The organism is Novipirellula galeiformis (genome assembly GCF_007860095.1).
GTDB classification, from domain to species: Bacteria; Planctomycetota; Planctomycetia; order Pirellulales; family Pirellulaceae; genus Novipirellula; species Novipirellula galeiformis.
Genome location: NZ_SJPT01000002.1, coordinates 601,635 through 625,511, shown reverse-complemented (window position 1 = coordinate 625,511; position 23,877 = coordinate 601,635). Strand labels below are relative to the sequence as shown.

Here is a 23,877-nt window from a genome sequence, read left to right as displayed (position 1 = left end):
CTTCACCCCTCGGCTTATGTCCCTGGTAGCTTAGTTGGGGCCGACGCGGGTATCCGATACGAAGACCAGAAGACCGTGTTGCCGAAAAAAGCACAGTGGAATAGCCACCGGAGGGGTTTTTTGGGGAAAAACGTACTGCAGATGCTGCATCTAGGGAGGGGGCGTGGTATCCTCTGGCGGTGTCGGTCACCACGCTAACGGCTTTCAACGGGCCTGCAGCCCGCCACGTCATTTGCGATTGTAATCCAGTAGAGAAATTTCATGAACAATACCCCTGCCCCAACTCTCCCAGCCACTCGCGTGTCCATTTGCAGAAGGACAGCCTGGTCTCGTGGTTTTACCCTTGTCGAATTACTTGTCGTCATCGCCATTATTGGTGTGTTGGTGGGATTGCTGTTGCCAGCGGTGCAAGCGGCACGTGAAGCGGCCCGCCGCATGCAGTGTACGAACAACTTGAAACAGATCGGGTTGGCTCTCCACATGCATCACGACACGCACAATAAGTTTCCGGCAGGTTACATTCAGCAAGTGTCCGGCGGCCCGGCGCCACCTTTCGTGGGATACCACGATTCGACATGGGTGTACTTCCTCTTACCATTTTTAGAGCAGCAGGCGCTTTATGACCTTGTTGACTCGTCGGCCAACTTCGGATCTGCTCCCAGCGCGGCCCTCCAGCAGGTCTTTAGTACCACTCTTCCCGCAATGCTTTGCCCTTCGGATGTGGAGGTTGACCTGCTGAGCACTTCCAGGAATCGCGCTCGAGGGAATTATGTCGCCAATAACGGCATCGGGCCTATGGTAAGCTGGTGGCTCTCCTCCGCTGCAACGCGAGGCCCCGATGGTGTCTTCGTGGGCAATAAACGGTACGGCTTCCGAGACCTGCTTGACGGCAGCAGCAACACGGTGTTGGTTTCCGAGCTGCTCAAAGTGCCCGGAGAAGATTATCGAGGCATGATGCATTATACCGAAGGACCATTTTATCATCACAACCAAACTCCTAACACCAACATACCGGATACTTTACGGATAACTAAATGCGTCAATATTGATCGGGCACCTTGTACCGAGACATATACGGGTCACACCACCCGTGAGATATCTGCTGCTGCACGCAGCCTGCACCCAGGAGGCGTGCAGGCGCTACTCGGTGACGGCTCCGTGCGGTTTGTCAGCGACAGCATCCATGCTCAGACCTGGCAGTGGCTGGGGACTCCTCAGGATGGGAACGTGCTGAACGAATTCTAAGTGAGGGGCATTTTTCCAGGCTCTGAGACGGCACCAATTCCTGCGCGCCTGAAGGCGTGCGATGTAATTTTCAATTTCAAGGAGTTCAAAAATGAAGGCATTTGTGATGGACCGGATGCACGACTCCATGGCGATCTGTCGTGGCGTGTTCGCGTTGGCAGTCGTGACGATGCTCGGCTGTGGCGATGGGGGGCCGGGACGCGTTGCTGTCCATGGGACGGTGACGCTTAACGGAGAGTCGCTTGAGCAGGGGACGATTGCATTCATTCCCACGGGAGAAACCTTGGGCCCTACGACCGGCGCTCAAATTGTGAACGGGGTGTATGCGGTTCCGGCGAAAAAAGGAGCTGTGATCGGAATGCATCAGGTTCAAATCACCAGCATGCAGAAGACCGGCCAGCAAATTGAGGCTGGCCCTCCGGAACCTCCTGGCACGATGGTCGACATGATCGAGCAGATCGTACCGTCTCAGTACAATACAACCAGCACGCTCACCGTCAACGTCAAGCCAGGTGAGAACAATAACGTCGATTTCGCCTTGGAAAGGCCGGATACTTGATAACAAGTTGAAGGTCAAAAGAGGGACAGAGCACTTTATGAATGCTCGTGAAACGGGTCTTCGGATTTCCGCGTGTGGCTACGCATCGCATCGACTTCTGGGCGTTCCCTCGATTCCCGTTCGTCTGGGATGGTTTGAATCCTTCGTCGTGCCGACGTAGGATCCTTTGCTCACTCGCCTCGGCATCCTGTCGGGCAGCGCACAAGGCAGACGCTCAGGGGGGAGCATGTCAGGTTCTCTGGCATCGCGCTAACCTATCAAACATCGAAGTTGTTTTTCACTAGATCCTAAAGCGAATTTCAGTCTTCCTTGATGTCGAGGCCTCGAACAGCCAAGCGGCTTGACCGGGGCGATGCCATCCTTCAACCAGAAGGAAGCTGTTGCCGAATCAGCCATGCGAACGCTCACAAAAATACGGTTGGCCGGATTCCTTCGTCTTGCCATAATTGCCCATGCGGCATCCGGTAAATGCAGCGAGCCGAAGACGGATGGTTCCCTTGCTTGGCCGCAGAACTCGGTGAAGGATGAACCGATCAAGCATCCCAGCAAGGGTGTCGTGGAACGTTCCTTCAATACCTGTGGCGATTACACGGCCCATTGCCAAACATCTTCCCGGCACGAGGCTTCGTTGTCGGGCTCTTCTGCTGTTAAGCACCTGTGCAGAAGTTCTTTCGTTTTACCGCGTGAGTCCTTGGGGCGTTGCAGGGGGCGGACTTGTTTTTGAGTCCTAAGTTGGATGGAACTGACTGTGATATCCCACAAATCAAGAGGTGACAATCGAAAGACCAATTGTTCTGGCTTACGGCCCATCTCCTCAGCGCCGCGGCACGGTTTGACGAGTTGGGCCACCGTGCGATCCGCCTTGCCGTCTCATTGAAGAACCGCTCCAGCGGCGGCAACACCTTCTTGCCGGTCCGCGCATACGCTTGACTCGCCGAGGCGTTGCCGCCCTACTTCTCGTCCCAAAGGGAATCGATCATCTTCAAGGTCTCTTCCACCAGCACACGGCCGCCTTCGGGGCCGATCTCGGTGCTTTCGGGAATGGCGCCGTAACCGCCGCCAGCCACGGAGCGCGCGGTCGGAAGGTAGCCTGCCCCGCTGCCGTTGGCCAGTTCGACTACGAAGGTTTGCACGGCCTTGCTGCGGGCTTTGATTTGCACGCCATAGTCGAGATAAAGTTCAAATGGGTTCGTGGCAATCGCCATGTCTCCCAGGCGAACGACGTGGACTTCAACCGGCATAGTCGGCTGCGTCTGCTGCAATTCGTAGCGGTCCAGCACGCGCGACGCCCGGCTCAGCCGCCAGAAGACCGCCGTCATGGAACTGTACCAACCCGGCTTCTCTTTCCGCTGGGGGTGCTCTTCGAGTTCCTCACGCATTTTGCGATATTCGCCGAGCAGGCGGTCGAACGCCTGTTCCACCGTTTCGGTTTCGGGGCGATGGTGTGTACTCCGCGGTGTCTTGATGTCCTCCGCGGTTAAGCGACGCCGAGGCAGTTCGACCTGATCCATGCGATGGGCGAGAAGAGGCGCCCGGTCGATATGTTTCTCCATAATGGGAAGAACCGAGGTAACGGCATCGGCGATCCGCACGGCGATCTGCTGGCGGCGGTTTCGCCCGGTGAAGCGTTGCATGCGGGCCTCCGCCCTCTTGTCGACCAGAACGCTTGGCGACTGGTCGCCAGCGGCGGAGCACTGCGGAAAGATGAAAAGGTCTTCGCCCAACCGTTTCCGCAGTTCAATGCGTGTTTCGTGCCAGAAGTCGGCGGTGATTCGCGAGCCTCCGCTAGCTTGCGACGGGCAGGCGATGTTGACGGCCACGCCTGTCAGCTTTTCCTCAGCGTCCCAGGTATACAGCAGGCCGACGGAATGATCTTCGTAGCCTTCGATGTGGCTGAAGTCGGGGCGGTCGGTCGTACCGTACATCCGCGAGTTGCCGTCGTAATAGGACGTGAGCCGGTTTTGCCCCACCACAGCATGGCCCAGGCCGAAGCTCACACCGCCGGGTTTACGTCTTTTCCACGCCTTCTCGACTGCGGCGGCAATTCGTGTGGCGGCGAACTCGACATATTCCAGCGGCGACATGACGCCGAGGTCCATTCCCCAGCGCGACCATGCCGCCGGCACTTCGAGTCCGAGCTCGCCGAGTTTGGCGGCCATCTCGGTGTTCGTGCGGGTTTCCGGGGCGCAGTGGGTGTGGGTTGCGTTCAGCATGACCTTGTTCGGGTCAATTTCCGGCAGCGACTGGGAGACCTTTTCTCGCACCTGATCGCGAAGATCATTGCTGACGCCGATCAGATCGAGCGAAATCATTACGACCTTTTCCGACGACTTGCCGCCCTGTACCGAATCGAGAACCAGGGCCGTAGCCGTGATCGGATCCAACACGCCTGCGGAAACCCTGGCGCGGGAGAATCCGGTGAGAACGACAGGCTGCTCGGGCGTGATGTCGGCCGACGCCCAGCCGATGTGGAGGCCGTCCGCGTCGGCACTGTCGGCAAGAATGTTGGACGGCAATGCAACGAATGCCGCGCAGACCAAAAAAGTTGTTGTGAAGAATTTGCTTCGGCTCATGCTGATCTCCCTTAGTAGTGAATGGATCCGAGCATTGTAGTGATCACAAGTTGTCCTTGCATCTCTTTCCTGCTCACGTATGAACACACGTCGACTCGGAATCGCACCGTGCCTATGGCCACGGTCTGCATCAATCGGTTTAGTTCCGCCGACCGCTGTCAATGCCGGGGCGTCAGCCCGATACCATCTACTGTGTTGCGGAACGGCGCAAACGCCACGCGAAACTTTGGTAGATTATCAACCCTCGTTGTCCCTAAGCCGACGTGTCTACGTGGGACTCACCTTTCCTCCCAACCTCTTTGACCTCCTTAAATGATTAGTTTTTGCGAATATGAATGTGAAAACCGAAACTTCTTCATGGGAACCGAGCGGCGTGTGCCTATTTCTCGTTTCCTCATCGGAGAAGTCAATCACTGGGGCTCTGACGATGTCGCTTGAGAATGAAGAGAACAATGATGACACCGAATCAACCTCGATTCACATTGCCCCCAACCCATGTCCAGTTCGTCGTACTGATCGTTTGTTTGAGCGCGTGGTGCGGTTCCCAAGCTACGACTCTCCATGCCGTTGAATTGAGAGTCGGAGCGGCACGCACCAGTATTACGCCGGGAGGACCCGTGGCACTCTCGGGTCAGTTTGCCATACGAATTGCCAAGGATGTCGAAAGCCCGGTGACGGCGAACGTGATGGTACCGGAATCTCACGACGGCGATAAAACGCTCGACCTCGCAATCATGGTCTCCTGTGATCTTGTCGTCATTGGTGAGGATGTGCAGTCGCGGATCCGGAAAGCGGTCGCGGAGAAACTCCCTGTGGTGGATGCGCAAAAACTATTCGTGAACATTACTCACACGCAAACCGCACCGGTGATGGTTGAGGGCAAGTATGTGATCCCGGCCGAGGGCGTGATGCAGCCGGCCGATTATGTGGATTTCCTGGTCGAGCAGGTCCGCGACGCGGTCGTCGATGCCTGGAACGCCCGCCAGCCCGCTGGGGTTAGCTGGGGACTGAGTCATGCTGTTGTGGCTCAAAATCGACGATCGGTGTACTCCAGCGGGACTGCGGCGATGTACGGATCGACGCACAAACCGGAGTTTCGCGGCATCGAAGGGTACGAGGACCACGACATCGACGTGCTCAGCATTCTGGAATGCCGAGACTAAACCGCTGGCGATGGCGGTCGACGTGGCCTGCCCCTCGCAGGAAATCCGGGGCCGGCCACCGGTTGGCGCGGGCGCGGAAACTCGTTGTGCCGGGCTTAACGCCTCAGAAAACCCACCATTTCGGGATGGCTCGCTCCTGGTTCCGGGTGGATGGTTTGAGTCGTTTATTATGAGTTTTTCCAAGAGAACGGAGTCGTGTTGGCGGGCGTTCTCAATTGAGATGTCGTATTTCCAGTGAAGTTGACATTCAAATTGTGAGCAAACACTTCCCGAAAAATTTGATTGACCGCTCTCTGTTGCCGGTAGTAGGATTGCACCGCCCCTTCTTTTACTGTCGGCCGGTGTTTTAAGATCGTGTTGCCTGCGTAGTTGCCGCCAACGCCGTACTGACGAACAAGTTTCACATGAATAGGCTCATAGGTTTGTATATGATGCGATGCAGTGTATTTGCTCTGATTGGAAGCCTGTTCGTGTTCCACTTTTGTGTGGCTGGGGAAACGCAGTTTCGCGCCGGCGCAGCGGTTGCCGACGTCACGCCCCAACCAGGCGTCTCGCTGGATGGAGCGATCAGCAAAAATGGTCCGGTGGTCGGCATTCACGATCGGTTGCATGCGCGGGCGCTTGTGCTGGACGACGGAGCAACACGGTTGGCGATTGTGATTTGCGATGCGTGCATGATTGAACGGGAGGTGTTCGACGCGGCTAAGTCGCTTGTACAACAACAAAGCGGCCTGCCGACCGACCGCATGTTAATGGCCGCGACGCATACCCACGCCGCTGTGCGGGTGACGCATATCGGCACGGATCCAATCGATGACGAATATCATCGATTTTTTGCACGTCGTATCGCTGACGCCGTTTTGCAAGCCGAGCAGAACCTTGCCCCGGCACAAATTGGCCACGCATCGTTCAATAAACCCGAGTTCGTGCGATGTCGGCGTTTTCTGTGTGAACCAGGCAGCGTGGATGTGAATCCGTTTGGCACCGCAGGGGAGCGCATCAAGTCGGTCGCTGGCCGCAGTTCGGCGGTGATTGGTCCAGCGGGCCCTGTCGATCCGCAGTTCTCCGTTGTTTCGATCCGTCATGCCGATGGTGCCCCGCTGGCAGTGTTGGGCAATTTCAGTGTGCATTATACCGGCGGCTATCAACGAGGTATGGTCAGCGCCGATTACTTCGGTCACTACGCCACAGCGCTGCAAAGCAAGATGCATGCTGGTACCGAGCATCCGCCGTTTGTCGGCATGATGTCCAACGGAACCAGCGGGAACACCAGCGTGATTCGAGGCGACGGTAAGCAGTATGCGCCCTTTGAATGGATGGCGGTTGCCGCCCGCATGCTGGCGAGCGAAACGGAACACGCCATCAAAGCGATTGAGCACCGCAGCGATGTAACCCTTGACATGCACCAATCGGAGTTAGAACTCGCCGTGCGCCGACCCGATGAAGCTCGCTTAGCCTGGGCCAATGCTGTGTTGGCGAATCCCGCAGGTCCGCATCCGCATCGCTGGTCTAAAATTTACGCCGACGAAGCGTTGCATCTACACGAATATCCGAGCACGATGAAAATCAAGCTGCAAGCGATCCGCATTGGTGATGTTGCGATTGCCGCCGTGCCGTGTGAGGTGTTTGCCGAGACCGGCTTGGCGATTAAGCAGCAAAGCCAACATCCGGCTACGTTCACCATCGAACTCGCCAACGGTTATGGCGGCTATCTGCCGCCTCCTAAGCAACACGAACTAGGCGGCTATGAAACATGGCCAGCGCGTTCGAGCTTGTTGGAAGTGACTGCCGAACCAAAAATTCTCGCCGAATCGCTGAAGTTGCTAGAGAGCATCGTTGAGGACAAAACAGGCCGCCGGGCTCCCTGAGGATCGCGGGAACAATAAGCGTTGCCGTTTGCGTATCCAACTCGTTCCCAGGCTCCCCGGCGTGTTGATTTAATCGTATATCGCGAATTGATTTTTGCGTTATGGTAGGCGCCCAGGCGATGCTCGATGGTTAATTTCGCACATCCGCCGCTCAGTCGCGATCCACTCGTTCTGTTCCCGGAAAAACTGGATCGGGCGATCCCCGAGAGACACATCGGTCAGCCGCCGATTCATCCACGCGTGATTGCCAGCATCGTTTTGTGCAGATTTCTCTGTCGGATCTGCACCTCTCGGACCCTCGAAGAATCGCTCACAGACCGTAACAACTTTCGCTGGCTTCTCGAGGGACGTACCATCGATCACACCACAATCTGCAAATTCCGGCAGAAGAATTCCGAAGCCCTCAAAGAACTGTTTGTCCAGATCGTATTGGTCGCTCGCGATCTGGGCCACGTTCCGCTGGAGACGCTCGGCTTCAATGGCACTCGGATGCGAGCGGACAACCGGACGTTGATGGCCGAAGAGCGGACGTTGAGTCGAACTACCGTTTTCCGATGGCGGAGGCGTTGCGATTCTGGCGCGACACCGATTAGTGTGATATTAGAGTTGATTAGTGTTCCTCAAAAACGTGGCTGCGCCGAACACTAATCTTTACTAATCATGCACTAATACAGACTGTTGGCGGCGGCCGACCGGAAACCAGCTCCCCGCGGTAGCCGGCTACTGCGACGGAGGCGCGATCCGAGAAAACAACTCGACAGGCCACCGGCCTTGACGCTCGAATCCTTTCGGCACGGACTGCTTGAACTGCACATAAACCGTCACCTTGCCAGCGGTTGTGTAGGTCACCGCTTCGGCGTCCGCGCCGGGCGTGAACAGGCTGTATCCAGCTAATTGGCAGTCTTTTAAATCGACGTGCAAGCGGCCGGTAGGAGCGTGTCCTTGTGTGCACAGTATGCCGGTCGATTTTCCGCCCATCTCTGGCTGCGTTAAGTTCAAGGCAATCATGCGACAATTGCTGAACCGGGCTTGTGCACAATGACTGGCATAAGACGTGGCCACGGCATTGTCGGGGTGCACCATCGTGCCGTTTTCGAAAACCGCGTGCGGGTGCTCTGGCATCGATTTTTCCCAGCCGCCCAACAGCACCGCAGTCGTGTCACCGACCCAATCCAAGGCCAGGAAGTAGCAGTCGCGAAACACACTCGGCTCGCCTGCGCGGACCGTCGGATAAACCACGTCGCCCCGAAACGCTCGGCCGATCCCAACACAATGTTCAATCACGACGGTAAAGCCCTCGCTAACAGCTGATCTTCCAGATCAAAATCCGCGCCGCCCCTGCCTATTTCTCAACTCCATTCCGAACGGGGCATGGGCACTGCCCCTAATCAAGTGCTGTGTCCCTCTAGTCACCTCTGGTTAGTGTCCTCTGGTCACTTACTGATGTAAACTCAATGGCAGTTGAGGCTTAGAGGTGCTGCTGCCGGACGCTCAGATCGCCTTCGGAATCGGAGATCTGAGGTTCGAATCTTACCGGGTGGATTTGCTATACAACGAAGGCGCTGGAGAAGACCACTCTCCAGCCTTGGTTCGTATACGCTCGATACCATTGCGGCTGGTGCTCTTAATCTTCTTCAAGCGACTGCACCTGCATCAGTCTGGGAACGGCAAAAATGATCGAATCCGTAGAAACGCCCGAAGTTCGAACCCATTCCACGCTGGCCTGGATTTTAGTGCCGGCGGTGATCATGTCATTGGGATGGGGATTGCGTGGATACATTGGTGGTGGCCCATTCGGTGCCATGATTCCTGGGGCGCTAGTAAGCCTGATGTTGTGCGAGTATCTGCGCGTTGATGTCAGGGCCGCTTCCGTTGTCGTTGCATTTGGAACAATGGGGATCGGGTTCGGTGGCAACATGACCTACGGTCAGACACTCGGGCTGATTCGCGTTGACGAAACATTTTTGTGGGGACTGATCGGGACAACGACCAAAGGAGCAGTCTGGGGGCTACTGGGTGGCGCGATGCTTGGGCTGGGCTTTATCGCCGATCGCATGCGATGGCGCCATCTGATCGGAGTGATCGGCTGTTTGCTGATTGGGATCACCATTGGCATCGTTTGTATCAATGCCCCCAGGTGGATCTATTTCTCTGATCCTCTGAATAAGCCACGCGATGAGTCGTGGGCTGGACTCCTGGCCGGAGCCATCGCCCTGTTGGCGTATTTGCGATTCGTCCAGCCGCGAACGTTTCGGTTACCGGCAACGTTTGCCTTCTACGGGACAATCGGGGGTGGTTTGGGATTTGGCATTGGCAGTCTGTTCCTGGCCTGGCAACCACATGCTCCGGAGGCCTGGCGTTGGCTGCCGTATTGGAAGTTCATGGAATTCTTCTTTGGCCTGCTCTTTGGTGGTGGATTGGGATTCGCTGCATACCGCTTGCGTGATCACATCATCGCGGATGAGACTTCGGGCAATACGGAATCCCTTCCGCAGTCTGCGGCCCGTGGATTACTCGGCACGCTGTTGGGCGCATCGGTGGTTCTGTTTGTCTTCTATTTTTGGCCACGATTAACGCTTCTTGTGTTTCCAAACTTGGCCGAGGTGACGCGTGGCAGCCTGTCGATGACGGCAACCGACGTGCTCACGGACTTTACCGGTTTGGGATGCGTCATGCTGTTGCTGTCTCGACGTTGGCCGACCGTGGCGTGGCAGTTGGCAATCAGTGTGACCATCGTGGCGGCAGCGATCGACTGGTTAGAAGATCTGCATCCTCGTGGCGACATCAACATGCCCGAGCAATACCGGCTGCTATTCCTGTTGGCGACAGCGGCCGTATCCGTCATTTTCGTTCAGAGATGGCAGCAGAGCCGAGCTCCCAAATTGACAAGTCTGTTTCTGTTTGCGGCTTGTATACTGATGGGGATCGGATACCTGATGGGGCTTGGAATGTCCGATATCTGGTGGCCTAACCCGGAATTGATTGCCCCCGCGGGCGGACGATGGTCATTCCTGTGGCAGGAGTTCCGCAGCGAAATCATTGTCCACGCGATCTTTGCGACGCTGTTCGTGCTGAGCCTGAGTGCTTGCCTGTGGGAACAGCAGCACAAGGAGCCACTGAAGCCGGTGCCGGAAGGAAACTGACAACCATAAAGAGCCGTCGATTTCTGCTGTGGATAAACGATCATCCGGGCTCGTGGACAATTTCGATCATCGTCAAGATTGGATCGAACCGCCTTTGCCCCTCTTCGCGGTTTGCCTGCGGGCTTGGTTTTGTGATCGCATTTTCTAACCTCTCATCTTTTAACCTGTCTTTCCTCTTCGCTCGGTTGCGTCAGAGGCTCACGATAGGGATTGGAGTGACGGTGCCCATGGTAGTGATGCAATGCGTTGGCACTGCACAAACCCAGAACGCCGGACGAGGAGGTTAGAAGATGGACGGTTAGAAAATGTTGGGAACCGATGTCGGCCTGCAAAATTTGACATTTCTGTACTCAAACACTTCCGTGAGATTGCTGTCGTCGAGCTCGCCGAATAAACGGAAACGCAAACCGACCACCGAAAACAACGATATAGCTGATTAGGTCGTAGGGCAAGTACCACACGTAGGAGAATCGTGCCGCTTGCAAAAACGCCTCCAGGTCCAGCTTGCCATGTCGTCAGGGACCTTGTCCAGCGAGAGGAGGCGTGTGCTCTGGGAAACGGTGAAGAACGCAATCATCGCGAACATGACAGCACGCGAAATAGCAAGCTTCCAGTTGCAGATCCGAAAGCCAGGAATTTGGCGAACGACCGCTGTGAACCTCGTCCCAACGATGTCGATCGTCGTCAAACGAACAAGACAAGGCGAAACGTTTCGACCAGCTAGCCAGCAGGTAGCCAGTGCCGGGGAGGAAATCGGCCTCCTCAAGACGGTCAAAACGCTGCGTCCAGACTTTACTGTGGTGTGGACCGAAGTATTCCATTTCTCAGACCGAAGTATTCCATTTCTCAGCGAGATCAGACCGATGGCGACAAGCGTTCCCATGAGAGTGAAGACGCGTTTCACGGACGTGGGCGGTGGATCGCTCCGATCCTATTGAAGCTTCTCATTTGACACGTCGTCACTACGGACCTTCGAGCAATCCCTTGTTTGCTTGTTGCCCAATCAACCAAGTCTCGAAATACGATCCGCGGCAACCTGGCGTTGGATCAACCCAACAATCGCTCGCACTTGCGGTGTGGATGCGGGTTGGTTTTCTTTCGCGTATCCGTCAAGGCTGAACGACCCACTGCACGATCGCCGAGCCCCAGGAATTGTCGAAAAGCTTGACCGGACGGCGACGTGACCGCGTCTTGAAGTAGGCTCCCGACATCAAGATGTCAGACAGAGAGTCAGCTTCACCAAAAGTTCGGACCTTTGGCAGACTTGGTTGGACAAGCATGTAAAAGCTGTTCGGTTTCGCCGTAGCGAGGACCACCGTGTATCGTTGTCCAAAACTTGACGCACCGATTCCGTTGCACTGAAACGGCCCTTCGATTCGACTTTCTCCAGGGCGGATTTGCGTGTCGTCCGCACCCTCGATCTCGGATCCCGCTTGGTAGGGAAATACTTGCTCGATGCCCATGTCTGAATTGAGATGCAAAACCGAAACGTAAACGGGCTCGTTTCCATCGTTACGGATTCGGTACTTGTAGCAATCGCCGCTTCGCATTGCATAGGCACCCGGCAATTTCCCTGGAGTTGAATTCGGCCAGGATTCTGGAGCCGCTTCAGAATTGTTTTGATCGTGAGCCAGCAACTCAATCCCAATTCGGATTGGACGAATACCGCCTGAATCTCCGTGAGCGGCGACACGCAATAGATTCCTTGCCTTCGCGATTCGCCGAAGCAAGTGAAGTGATTGTTCCGCAGCGTTGTCGTCACGGAGGTCAATTGGCCCCCAGCCGCCAAACAAAGCGTTTCCTTCATGCGGTTGATCGTCGGCGTGCCAGGAGCAGTGTCCGGCTGCGTTGAACGCAGCCATTTGGTCGCCGGCAATCTTGACAATCACATCTGCTTCGTACGGGGCTTCGACCAAACTAAGCCAGTCGTCCGTTCGTTGTTGACCATCATTTTTGACGAAGATTGTCTGCAACGGGGGTGAAAGCGACTCGAGGTTCAGTGTTCTCTCGCGGTTGGATTCAACAACCTCGCGTACCAGAACTCGCAACCCAAAGTCGTTATCGCCTCGCGAATCGAGCGTAGCGTAAGCTCGTTTGAGATTCTTCGGCCACTGCGATGGTTGCCATTTCTTCCCATCCCAACGAACAAATTCCAACGAACTAGTCGCCGCTTCGACCTTTGTGGTCCTTGCAAAACCCGTCTCTGACTCGGTGTGTTCATTCATGCTATTCCCGATCTGTTCCGGTGATTCGTGCAGCCGATAAATTGCATTCTTGGCGATTCCGTGAAATGCGCCGGCAACTAGCGTTGGGCTTGAGGACGCGGCGTCGACTTTCCAGTATCGGGGAGAGGGAATCAGACCGCTGCCAAGCACCCCCGCATCAAGAAGCTTGGCGTTGCCCTCCACCTGCGGAACGGGAGCCGAAGCGCCGATTTGGCGATCTTGTCGGTATCGCGCCGCGATCGCATCTCGCAAACCGGTATAGCTGATCCTCGATCCTTCCGGGCTGTCTTGCAAAACACCCGTCAGGAAACGCGTCAGCAAACCATATCGAAGTTGTCCATCGAAGTACTCCGGTGCAAGTTCGTGATCGCGACAGGCGTACAGTGCAACGGCTCCTTCTGGTAACGTGTTGACGATCGGCGCCATAGGTGTTGTTGTCGGTTTGACATCTCGACGCAATGCGCGGTAGCCGACCAGCCCCGGAACGCCCATTTTTTGGACACCACGCGTCCCGGTTCCGCTGTGGCAGCAATCAAGCACGATCCAAAGGTTTGCTTGTCCTTGATCGCAAATCATATGTGCTAGGCGATTGAGTTCGTCGTCACGGATGTCCTCTTCGCCTCCCACCATGGTGGCATCGGTAGGCACAAGCGTTTCATCGAGCCCATCGGTTTCATCGCGGCCCTCGCTTTCCTGATCTGGAAGTTGCCCGCCATGACCACTGAAATGAAACACGACCTGCGCCGGCTTGTTTTCGTCCGGCAACTCTTGAAGGGCCTGGATGATACGTTCGAACGCAGAGCGGATTCCATCCCCGGTTGCGGAATCACCTTCCAACGTTTGAATATCGCCGGCTTGAAAACCAAAACGACTTTGAAGCAGTTCCCGCATCAAACGGACATCATTGGTTGTTCCGCCCAGCTGATTCGACTTAGGCAAATGTCGATACTCGCCTGCACCAACGAGCAAAGCAAACTGGGCCGGCCCGGCCGCGGAGGTGACGGTCGTGGATCCAAGAAACAACGCAATCGCAATGACGAGAATTTTTGGCGACAACATTTCAGCCCCCTTAATACTATCGAGCTCGTAGAATCGTATGACCTGAACCGCTGCAGTTGTAGACTGCCCAAAAGTAAGGATGAATCCAGAGATCTTTGGGCCCTTTGGCTTTGCGATCCGCGACGAAGTTTCGTTGAGCCAGAGCCAAGGAACGCCGCAGTGTGTCTCCATCGGCAAAGTGCTTCATCGTCGATCGCATTAACAGTGGTGCTGTGTCATCATAGACATCCCACAAACCGGAGACGATTGAACGCGAACCTGCTTGCAACATGGCACGTTGAAGACCAAAGAGATCGTCACCGGGTAGAGGCGAACGGTCGGCAAGGCCTGAGTAACACGCGCTCATGATGATTGCCTCAGACCCGATCGCCGAATCAAAGATTTCGCGTGCGGTCAACTGACCATCGGATTCCTTGTCAGCGTCACAGAGCAAGAAACTATTCAGCGGAAGGTCCGCTTCATTCTTTCCGTGGGTGCCGATGAACAAGAGGCCTTCATCTTCCATGGCCGACATGATCTGGCTTTCGGTGATCGGCTTGCCAACAAGCAACTTTCCCACCGATTCACCGAACACCTCCTGGTAATTCGCCAGATCCGTTTCGACGCCCGGAAGACGGGGCGCACCATCGAATTCCGAAATCCCGATTGCATTGGCCACTTCGACTGACGACGAACTGTCAGCCATAAATGCGTAGGTGCGTAGTGAAGGAGCCGCAGTGATGTCAGCTCCTGATTCGATTAAAAAGGTTGGCTGGGGGAGCTGGAACTTCGTCACTTCCTGCTTATCAACTTTGGTGACCAAAGCTGCGAACGGGAAGTAATGCAGGATGTGATGGGGGATGACCACCAACAATTCAGCCTCCGCCACCGACTCTCTTGCTTCTGAGGGAATCAATTCCAAGTAGTAACGGTGAAGTTCGTGTTGCCAATTTTTGTCAAAACCATTGGGCGTTCTCGCTTCGACAATCATTCGTCGAGCGCGTCCTTCCATCCGCGAAAGGAACTCCCTGGTCCTTGAGATCAATTCGCTGGCGAGCAATGGCGAACCATCCGAACCGACCAGGCGGTGGGCGGTGACCTCGCCATCTTCAACAACAAATGCGAAGACATCCTTGCCGCCAACGAAGTATTCGATGGCGACGGTATTGTTGCCGAGCGAATCAATGGCTTCATCAAGCAGGGGGATGATATCGTCGGCGGGCGAGTCGGAATCTCTTTTTTGGCGCTGCTTCAAGAGGTCTTCAAACGTCTGTGCCTTCGATCGCTCGGCGATCTCCAGAGCCTTTCGTGGCTCGCCCGCTGCGACTAGCAGGCCGATCAAACGTTCATTTGTGTAAGCATGCTTGGCGAAGTACCCGGCACGGTCTTGCCCGGCATCGCTTAATCCCAGTTGCTCTCGCAGCAATTCGCTGATTTCCACCGCGATCATCAGATGCTTGCGGGCCGTGGGACCGTCGTCTGCGTTGGCTCGCATTAGTCCAATGGTCCGATTACAGCTCGCCAAGCCGGCCAATGATCCAGTCGCTTGATATCCCTGGATTGCATCGGTCAAGTTCGCCAATGCCTTGTCGATCTCCCCACGCCGGTAGGCAATGTTCGCGAGCGTTTCAGCGGCCGACGCGGCGACAAGCGGCTCCACCTCTGCCGCTTGACCTGCCAAATGTGCGTATTTGGAGGTCGCCGCATCAGCGAAATCAATGATTGCTTTAAGCGAATCGCCTTCGGCAAAGAGGTTGCGTGCGAAGTCGCCAAGGGTCGAATAGAGACGAGCTTGATTGAGCGACAAAGCGGCAACGTCCGCCGGGGAGGCTGCATCGCTGAATTGGACCGCGTTGGTGAATTGGTCGTCGGCTTGCTTCCAATACCACAGCGCGGTCAAGAGAGGGCTCTCAACTTCCGCGGCTGATTGAATGGCATAGTTGTAGATACGAGACTGAGCCTTGCCAGCGAGATAGTTCGCAAAGTTGTTGTGGGCTCGGAACGCGTCGTGGCGGTCGGATTCCCCGAGACTGGTGATTGCTTCGATGAAGAGGTTTCGAGTGTCGTCAATGGATTCGATTCGCCCCGTTGCCGCTTCTCCTTGAGCAACTGCCAAATAGAGTTTTGCAAGATTCACTTCCCTCTTTGAGCGTTTGTCGGCTTGGATAATGGCTTCGGCGGCATCTTTCGCCTTAGACCAATACCCAAGCGTCAGCAAGGAACGAATGTCGTCAATGGACTCGATTCCCACACCCGACGGGTTGGGAGCGGAATCAGCGGGATGGCCAAGCTTCGCAAGAATTCGATTGCGGATGTTGCCTAAGTAAGGCGTCAGGGGCCGAATCGTTTCGACCAGATCAAGAGCGTCGCAAAGGTACGGAGCTGGATTGCCATTTTCGTCCAGTTGCGAAAGCAACGACTCGATTCGGAAAATTGCGGCGGTCTGCTGTTGGTCCTTGCAAAATTCCGCCATCGTCTTGGATGGTTCATTGATCCAATCCGCGATTTCCGAGTCTTCAACGGTAAAACCGCCAGCCGGTTTACCATCAACCATCATGCTGTATTGCCCCGGTTGCAGTGCAGCTATCGGCTTCTCCGATTGTCTTCGAATCTGATCGAATGTGATCGAGGCTGACTCACCCGAAAACGTGAACTCTAAAACGATTCGGTTTCTGTTGCGAACCTCGACTGCGGCATGCTGAAGCGGAGTACCATCATCGCTTGCGCGACGAAACGTTGGCGTCCCGGACAGCAAACGGCAACCAGCCGAAGGAGTCACCATCGACGTACCGCGGAAAACGGATTGGCCCAACAGTTGAGCCAACCCAACTGGCGCTGAAGCGATCGAGAGTGTTTCGTTCGCAGGCGAATTACCAGTCAAAGCACGCGTCACGCCGGCGAGCGTCGACTCACTACCTCCTAGACGCAGCTTCTCGCCATCATAAGTTCGGAAGATTGAAAGCAACGAACCGGCAGCGTCCGTCTCGCTGACGATCACCGATCCACCCTGCATTGAAAGACTCAGCTGTTCTGGCAGCCCTTTCGTGGCTGCACTGCCCCCCATTCGCCGCGAAGGTCCGCTGATTTGTCGAACCTCGCCATTGAGCTGACGAAGTGACGATTCAATTGTCTCCTGGGCTTTTGAAGTACCCTGCCCAACAGCCAGTAGGGCAAACGCACAGAAGAGTCTCTGAATGGTGCGGCACATCTTGTTTACCTCGGAGCAAAGCTGAGCAAGAAAAAAACGAAATCAGAGTGGATTAGCGGCTGCAGTCCGAACGGTCGCCGCTCGCACGTAACCGGATCGAGCCGACCACCTAATTGGTTGTCGCGTCTTTGGATCGCAACCGGACTCGCCCGCCGGAAACATCTAGCTCAGCGTCGATTTGCTTGGCAACCGACTCGAGCACTTCAGAAAGCGGCGTTTGATTCGCATTTACGTCGATCCGCGGTTGCGGCGTGTAAAAGAAGCTGCGATTCGCTTCAGGCAATTCGATGGTCACGCCTGTCATGCCTTGCAACATCTGCGTGACGAATGGCAGCGGGGTTTGCTGCATCGTCAACGTGACCGGACTCTTAAGTGCCTTTGCGACCATGATCGTGTTGAGTGACTGGGTTGCGTCTGACACGCTTGCGGCATCAACTTTTTCGGCCTGCTTGTGGATAACCAGCTTGTCATCGACTCGCTGGGCCTCGCATCCTGTTCCGGACAACATCTTATTTGCCAAATCGACCGGTGTTTTGTTGACTTCCGAGATAGAAACTTTTGCTTCGCTGTTCTGAATTGCTTCAGCCGCAGCGACTGTCAGCCGAATCTCAAGTCGGCTTGAAAACTGAAGACTGCCGAGTGCAGATAAGACGGATGCACCCGAGATGGACATTGAGTTTGATCTCGTTGAGCTCGCATACTGTTGGCCTGGTCCTCCTGGCATCGGCATGTTCCATCCGGGATAGAAACCGTGATTGAAATTCGGCATCGGTGGTGCAGTCATCGGGTTAAACTCCGTTGGCGGCCCCATCCAATTCCATCCAGGATCCCCGAATTGCCCGGCCATCGGCGGTTGATCCCCCCAACTGTTTGAATAGCTGTGCGACCAACTCGAGTTTCCCTTGCCGTCGTCCTGGGTTTTTGATTCGCTTTCGGATTGCGGATCGGCGGCGATTGCTGTGAGGGCGACGCTAGCTGTGGCCAGTAAACATAGGAGTCGTTTCATCGTTTCAATCCTTCGTGAGAATGGTTTGGACAGGCATTTGTCTGAATGGGACGAAGCACCGCGTCGACCTTCGGTGTCCGACGCGGTGCTAATCAAATCGTAGGGTTTACCACGCCCAGTTGTTGTTCCAGTTGCGCCCGCGGTTGAATCCGTTCTGCGATCCTCCGCTGTTGTTGTAGGAGCCGTTGTATGGGCTCCAACCCGAGTTGTTGAACGACGACCTTTGGGAGCCCCATTGCTGGGTCGTGCCACGGTTGCCGCCACCCCAAGGCGTTGTGTAACCGTTGTTTTGGGTCATCGATCCTTGCGATTGTTCTCTTGAGAAGTTGTTATTGAAGTATCCGTTTGGCCCAAGACCTTGGCTGCTGCCCCAACTCTTGGAGTAGCTGCTGTTCCATGAAGACGAATTCGAAGTTCCGTATTGTGCATAGGTGGTTTCTGTCATCAGGCAAAGCGAGCTTAGAGCAATGGCGAAAGTTAAAAAGAGACGGTTCATAACTAGGCTTCCTTGAACTGAGGTGAAAGTTACGTGGCGATCGGAACATGGATTTGCGGGTGTTCGCGTCGCCTTCATCGAGATAGACGAAATCGAGAAGTGGACCGGACAGATCAACTCAGAAAAAATCCGATCATCAGCAGAATGCTGAGGATCGGATTGAATTACGGGCGGCGATTGGCTCAATTGAAGCCCCCGCCTCCCCACTGATTCTGGTAGCCCTGCTGATTGATGTTTATGCCGCCCTGCGTGTTGATTTGGGGGCGAGACAGAAGCTGAAGTGTTCCTCCAATTCCATTTAAGATCGCCCCAGCTTGCGGATCTTTCTGGCCAACGCCTTGCCCCACGGCGCCCAGGATTCCACCAACTAACAGCGCGCCTGGTCGCTGGAATTCGAGCTGTTGCTGTTGCCAAGCGTTGATGTTGGTTTGCTGTCCGAAATTGCTGCCCCCATACCCTGGTCTGCCACCACTCCCTGGTCGACCACCGTAACCTGGTCTGCCACCGTACCCTGGTCGACCACCATAACTTGGTCGACCACCGTAACTTGGTTGCTGTGGCCACCGCCGCGAAACGGCCGTGATCTGATTCAATGCCTCCGTGGCCTCCGACATGTCATCTGGGCCGCCGCGGCTAGGGGCACCTAGTGCCTTCATCGTTGCAGCTTCTTGCTCAACGTGCTCTAGCATGTCGGCCCAGATCTTTGGTTCTTTCTCGTTCCAAACCTTCAATTTTTCACGAAGTACATCAAGTCGTTCTGGACTGGCGAAGACCAAGGCCGCGTCGAGATCCAGTTTGGCTTGCTTGTAGGCCAAAAATGCACCGATCGTGACGTCGTCGAGTGAAACGGTCGGGGCAACCGAACGCGAGGTTCCGGCCAGTTGCATGGAAAGCTCGATCTGCTCTGTCAGAGACTGGTCCTTTGTCTCTTTGGAAAACTCAAGCAGCCCCTTGAGTACGTCAGGCTTATTGGTCACTCCTGCGGTTCGGACGGCAACTTTCAGCACATCGCTTGCGGTCACTGCCGGGTGCGTGCGAAACAAGATTCGCTCAGCCTTGGCTAAGCCGGTCCCAATCTCGGCAAGCTTTTCTGCATCCAAGTAGGTCCATGCCGCACCAAGTTCTGAAAGGTCCACGTACTGTTCGATGATCGGATCATGCGTCTCCTCGATCAAGCCGATGGCCGCATCAATGGACGCCGCTTGGTCAGCATTGTCGTGAGGTTTGGCGCTATCCGCGTTTGCGGAAATGGCAAGAGCGGCGACTACCGCCATTGCCAGCGGGAGATAAGTCTTCATCGTAAATTCTCTTTAAGTGGGGGTGTTTTAGAAATTTTTTCGGAGCCGTTGCCTAAAAGTAAAGAGTCAGAACACGTCCGGAGTTGCGATCCCGGACCACGACGGTCCGGTTTCCGGTCAAGTAGCCCGCATTGATTCCGCCATCGACTGTCTGGCCGTAGCCGACGGGAATACCACCTACGGAAGTGATCACGTCGCCTGGCTCGAACAGGATCGACCCGAGACGCCCGTGTGACTGCACGATGGCTCCCGATGGTGATGGCATGTATCGCATGCCGCCGGTGGCGTAGGAAATCTGGTTAGATCCGCCTGGGTTAGGCTGACCGATGTTCGGATCAACGATGATTGCGGCGGTCCGTTCTTGGCCTGATTGTTGATTCGCAATCGTGGTACCTGCTTGGGGCGCAGGAGCACCTGGATAGAAGTCCCGCGAAGCACCATTGAGCGCCCGCAACAAATCGGACGTCTTGTCACCACCGGAATCTCCGAGCAAGTTCACTGCATCGTCAACCAAGCCATAGAGCCGATTCCGCTGTGGCTCACGCAGCGATTCGAGCTTCTCGATTGCCTTTTTCAAGCTTTCGAGAGTCTCCTTATTGCCGGACAATTCCGCTGCACGAATTTGTAGCGTCAAGTTGGCAAACGCCGCCAACGCACCTCGTTGCACGTCCATCGCTGAGAACATTGCATCGTTGCGGAGGTCGCGTGAGTTAGCCGCAAGGCCCTTCATCTGCTCGAGCACTTCAGCACGAGCGGTATTGCCGGATGCTTTCGCGACACGCATCAACCGGTCAATCGTCACGGCGTCTTTTCCCTCTGCCGCCATTTTTGCTGCAAATTCCAGCATTTGATCCGCGCTGATCATCTTATGTTTTCGCCCCAAGATGGACTCGGCTTCGCGGAGTTGCAGCGCCACATCCGTCATCAGCTTGGCGTCAAGCGTGCTGAACGCAACACCGAAAAGTCGCAGGTCAACGTGCTCATCAAAATCCGCGTCGTATAGATTTTCGGCATCAATGCTCGACTTCTCTGCACCGCTATCGGCGTGCCCCGATGTTGCCGGTCCCGCTTGGTCTTTTGCGACAGCAAGATTCGCTGTCACGCTGCTCACCGCGAAGGCGGTACAGAACGCGAGTCTGCGAACTGACGCTCGAAAGAGTTTTCGTTTCATCACTTGTTTCCTTTGAAAAGTGGACTGGAAAGGATCTGGATGGACCACTATCGAGTCGAACGAAAACCGATCCGTAACCGGACAAAACTTCCGTGAACTTTTCAGTCGATCGACGAGGTCGCTACTCGATGGTGCGAATCTTGTTGATTTGGCAACTTCAATTCTGCGAAATTCCCGCGATGCGTGTAGTCACACCGAGGGGAGACGCTATACTACCAAAAAGGAAATCCGCCGTGGGGGGGGAAGGGGGCGTCCTCTTGTTTTCTTCGCCACTGCCTCAATCCCCATCCGTCAAGGCAGATTTGCGGCCAGCATTGCGATGACTTCATCGGACTTCGACCATCTGATCTCTCGCCTGAAGGCAGCCGATGAGCATGCCGCCGCTCAAATTGTCAAATCATTCGAGACGGAAATCCGTCGGTTCATCCGATTTCGGCTCAAAACCTCTCGAATGAAGCGGCTAGTTGAGTCGGTTGATATTTGCCAGTCCGTTTTTGCCAAGTTTTTCGTTGATCTCCAGAGAGAGGCTGTCTGTCCGCAGTCTCCGGATCAACTCAAGGCGCTTCTGATGACAATGGCAAAGAACAAACTGGTCGATAAGGCGAGATACCACCAAGGTGGAAAGCGAGACATTCGCCGCGTGGAAGCCGAGGCCGACATTGCGTTGCAGCGAACCGGCGACGGCTACCGCACCCCAGCCAGCGTCTTGGCCGATCACGAGACGCTGGCTCAGTTTCGTAACCATTTGTCCGAGGAAGACCGGGAACTGGTGGAAGCCAGAATGCAAGGCGAAGGCTGGGCCGAACTCGCGTCGCGTACCGGAACTACCGCTGACGCAATGCGACATCGTGTTTCGCGTGCGATCAAAGATGCGGCAAGCAAATTGGGAGCAATGGCATGAGACTGTCCCCAGAGGAAATGGAGTCGAACGACAAGCAAAAGGTCATGCTAGAGCGAGACGCCGCCAAACTGCTATCCGAACCGGCAAGCGTGTCAGCCGAGTGGGTCGAAGCTTGCTGGGACGAAATGCGTTCGCGCTGCGAAGCTGGCGTGACCTTTTCCGCCGACAACTATCTTTCGTTGCTCCAATCGCCGTCAGAAGAAGTGGCGGTCGATCTGATCTATGGCGAATACGTTACTCGCGTCCAAGCGGGTCAGTCCGTTGACACAGAGGAGTTGCTATCTCGTCATCGAACCTATGCTGATGCGATCAGCCGGCAACTGGCGATCGAAGATGCAATTGCTGATTTGGATAAGGACGACAACATCCCGGACAGCAAAATAATATCTCTGCCATTTGAGAATATCGGTCGTTATCGGCTAATCGCACGAATAGGGGCCGGAACCCAGGCGGCAGTTTTCCGAGCGCACGATCCCAATTTACGACGCGATGTCGTGATCAAGCTACAAAATCCGGACGCGACAGGGGCAGCCAGCGAATTCGCCGCCGCCGAGGCTGTGATTCGGGCAAATCTTGAGCACCCAGCCTTGGCCCCAGTGATTGACACAGGGGAAGTCGAGGGCCGTCACTACATCGTCAGTCGTTACGTCGATGCGATGACGTTTTCGCAGTGGGTGACGATACGACGTCCTTCTCGAGAAACCATTGCTGATGTCGTGAGCCAAATCTCCACGGCAATCGGGCATGCCCACAAGCGTGGTGTTTTGCACTTAGACATCAAGCCCGACAATGTTCTGATTGACGCAAGCGACAAGCCCTACGTCATTGACTTTGGCTTGGCGAGTATGAGCCGGTCGAACCAATCCATTGGAGATGATCCCGACGCCATTCGCGGCACACTACCGTTCATGTCCCCGGAGCAGGCATCAGGGGAATCGTCGCGTTTGTCGTCGGCGACGGACGTTTTTGGTATTGGTTCGCTTCTATATCTGGCGATCTGTGGCCACCCGCCTTACCAAGGTGCCAGTCTTGCCGACCTTGCCGACATCCAAGCGTGTCGATGGGACCACCAGAGCTTAGCGGATGCCGGTTCAAGCACTCGTCTGCAAGCGATCGCGAAACAGGCAATGTCAGCGGATCCGGCAAATCGCTTTCGAGATGCCGAGTCGCTCGCTGACGAACTGCGGAAGATCGCGACACCGCAACGTAAGAGTCTTAGCCTGTTCCCGTGGGGGAGTGGCGGAGCAATCGCGGCTTCGATGATCGCTTTGTTTTTCATACTGCCCCGCCCGGAACCTTTGTCGACAACGCCAATCGCACCCCTCAGTGTTCTGGTTCAATCCGATGGGGGTGACTTCTTGCCGATTCAAGAAGCCGGATCGGAAGTGCGCACGGGGGATAAGATCCGGATCGTTGGTGCCGTGCCAACCGGACAAGCCGCAGTTCTGTTTAACATCGCTCCAACCGGTGAACTGCAGGTGCTCAGCGAGCACGAAAAAGACCGCTCTGACGCTTGGATCAGCTACCCATCCCAAGACACCCTGTCTCTGCCTTTAGAAGGGGCGCCGGGAACTGAAATCGTCGGCTTAGCAATTGGTGAAGATTGCGTCGTGATCCGCGCCATCCTCAACGATAACTTCTCAGCCAACCCGATAATTCCGCTGCCGACAATCGTATCATCATTCCGGAAACGATACGATTCGGATTGGTCCGTTCGCCCCGGCTCAAACGCATCAATAGCCCAGGCGGGAATTCCCGGACTTGATCAACTTGCCGGCGAGACACGTGCGATTGGGTTACCGGTGACGACTGACAGGAATATTGACGTTGTTCAAGCACATTTGTCTGAACTGATTTCCAATCTACAGCAGAGCAAGATCACCATCGAAATCATCGCATTTCCGCACGGAAACAAATGACGATTAATGCCGGGAACCCATCGTGCCCGGCTCGGACTTAAATACATACGTTGCACCATGGATG

General features: G+C 55.4%; 17 protein-coding genes. 8 read left to right on the top strand and 9 right to left on the bottom strand.

Features of this window, described 5'->3' with window-relative positions; genetic code table 11:
* The first annotated feature begins 261 nt into the window (after positions 1–261).
* Positions 262–1,245: a DUF1559 domain-containing protein gene (locus Pla52o_RS07345; RefSeq protein WP_146593937.1), complete on the top strand. Its 984-nt coding sequence runs from the start codon at positions 262–264 to the stop codon at positions 1,243–1,245.
* A 91-nt stretch (positions 1,246–1,336) separates the two neighbouring features.
* A complete protein-coding gene (locus Pla52o_RS07340; RefSeq protein ID WP_146593936.1) occupies positions 1,337–1,804 on the top strand; it encodes a hypothetical protein in 468 nt (155 codons plus the stop codon).
* 950 nt (positions 1,805–2,754) lie between these two features.
* Here the strand turns inward: Pla52o_RS07340 and Pla52o_RS07335 are convergent.
* A complete protein-coding gene (locus tag Pla52o_RS07335) occupies positions 2,755–4,377 on the bottom strand; it encodes a neutral/alkaline non-lysosomal ceramidase N-terminal domain-containing protein (RefSeq protein WP_146593935.1) in 1,623 nt (540 codons plus the stop codon).
* Positions 4,378–4,832: 455 nt separating this feature from the next.
* Here Pla52o_RS07335 and Pla52o_RS07330 point away from each other — a divergent pair, with 455 nt between their 5' ends.
* Complete coding sequence (locus Pla52o_RS07330; RefSeq protein ID WP_231612156.1) at positions 4,833–5,540, top strand: hypothetical protein; 708 nt, start codon at positions 4,833–4,835, stop codon at positions 5,538–5,540.
* A gap of 167 nt (positions 5,541–5,707) precedes the next feature.
* Here Pla52o_RS07330 and Pla52o_RS07325 read toward each other — a convergent pair whose 3' ends face one another.
* Entirely contained in the window at positions 5,708–5,944 is a 237-nt protein-coding gene (locus Pla52o_RS07325) for a hypothetical protein (protein ID WP_146593933.1), read from the bottom strand.
* On the opposite strand from Pla52o_RS07325, the gene Pla52o_RS07320 reads away from it, so the two are divergent.
* Both Pla52o_RS07320 and Pla52o_RS07315 read left to right on the top strand, forming a co-directional pair.
* Positions 5,945–7,408, top strand: coding sequence for a neutral/alkaline non-lysosomal ceramidase N-terminal domain-containing protein (locus tag Pla52o_RS07320; RefSeq protein WP_146593932.1), 1,464 nt, complete (start codon positions 5,945–5,947; stop codon positions 7,406–7,408).
* A 126-nt stretch (positions 7,409–7,534) separates the two neighbouring features.
* A complete protein-coding gene (locus tag Pla52o_RS07315) occupies positions 7,535–8,056 on the top strand; it encodes a transposase (RefSeq protein WP_146593931.1) in 522 nt (173 codons plus the stop codon).
* 72 nt (positions 8,057–8,128) lie between these two features.
* Here Pla52o_RS07315 and Pla52o_RS07310 read toward each other — a convergent pair whose 3' ends face one another.
* Positions 8,129–8,692, bottom strand: coding sequence for a hypothetical protein (locus Pla52o_RS07310; RefSeq protein WP_146593930.1), 564 nt, complete (start codon positions 8,690–8,692; stop codon positions 8,129–8,131).
* 389 nt (positions 8,693–9,081) lie between these two features.
* On the opposite strand from Pla52o_RS07310, the gene Pla52o_RS07305 reads away from it, so the two are divergent.
* Positions 9,082–10,551 carry a hypothetical protein gene (locus Pla52o_RS07305; protein ID WP_146593929.1) on the top strand — a complete coding sequence of 490 codons (1,470 nt, stop codon included), beginning with the start codon at positions 9,082–9,084 and terminating at the stop codon, positions 10,549–10,551.
* Between the two features lie 1,109 nt (positions 10,552–11,660).
* On the opposite strand, the gene Pla52o_RS07300 is transcribed toward Pla52o_RS07305, so the two are convergent.
* The 6 genes from Pla52o_RS07300 to Pla52o_RS07275 form a co-directional block, all read right to left on the bottom strand.
* On the bottom strand, positions 11,661–13,835 hold the full coding sequence (locus tag Pla52o_RS07300) for a caspase family protein (protein ID WP_146593928.1): 2,175 nt from the start codon (positions 13,833–13,835) through the stop codon (positions 11,661–11,663).
* A 16-nt stretch (positions 13,836–13,851) separates the two neighbouring features.
* On the bottom strand, positions 13,852–17,022 hold the full coding sequence (locus tag Pla52o_RS07295; protein WP_146593927.1) for a CHAT domain-containing protein: 3,171 nt from the start codon (positions 17,020–17,022) through the stop codon (positions 13,852–13,854).
* A 109-nt stretch (positions 17,023–17,131) separates the two neighbouring features.
* Positions 17,132–18,028, bottom strand: a complete 897-nt coding sequence (locus Pla52o_RS07290) for a hypothetical protein (RefSeq protein ID WP_146593926.1) — start codon at positions 18,026–18,028, stop codon at positions 17,132–17,134.
* Positions 18,029–18,134: 106 nt separating this feature from the next.
* On the bottom strand, positions 18,135–18,524 hold the full coding sequence (locus tag Pla52o_RS07285; protein ID WP_146593925.1) for a hypothetical protein: 390 nt from the start codon (positions 18,522–18,524) through the stop codon (positions 18,135–18,137).
* A 182-nt stretch (positions 18,525–18,706) separates the two neighbouring features.
* Positions 18,707–19,822, bottom strand: coding sequence for a hypothetical protein (locus Pla52o_RS07280; protein WP_146593924.1), 1,116 nt, complete (start codon positions 19,820–19,822; stop codon positions 18,707–18,709).
* Between the two features lie 52 nt (positions 19,823–19,874).
* Positions 19,875–20,993 (bottom strand): hypothetical protein, encoded by a 1,119-nt coding sequence (locus Pla52o_RS07275; protein ID WP_146593923.1) that lies wholly within the window; start codon positions 20,991–20,993, stop codon positions 19,875–19,877.
* 319 nt (positions 20,994–21,312) lie between these two features.
* On the opposite strand from Pla52o_RS07275, the gene Pla52o_RS07270 reads away from it, so the two are divergent.
* Positions 21,313–21,894: an RNA polymerase sigma factor gene (locus Pla52o_RS07270; RefSeq protein ID WP_146593922.1), complete on the top strand. Its 582-nt coding sequence runs from the start codon at positions 21,313–21,315 to the stop codon at positions 21,892–21,894.
* Positions 21,891–23,813 (top strand): serine/threonine protein kinase, encoded by a 1,923-nt coding sequence (locus Pla52o_RS07265; RefSeq protein ID WP_146593921.1) that lies wholly within the window; start codon positions 21,891–21,893, stop codon positions 23,811–23,813. Before Pla52o_RS07270 ends, Pla52o_RS07265 begins: the two co-directional genes overlap by 4 nt.
* The last annotated feature ends 64 nt before the right edge of the window (positions 23,814–23,877 follow it).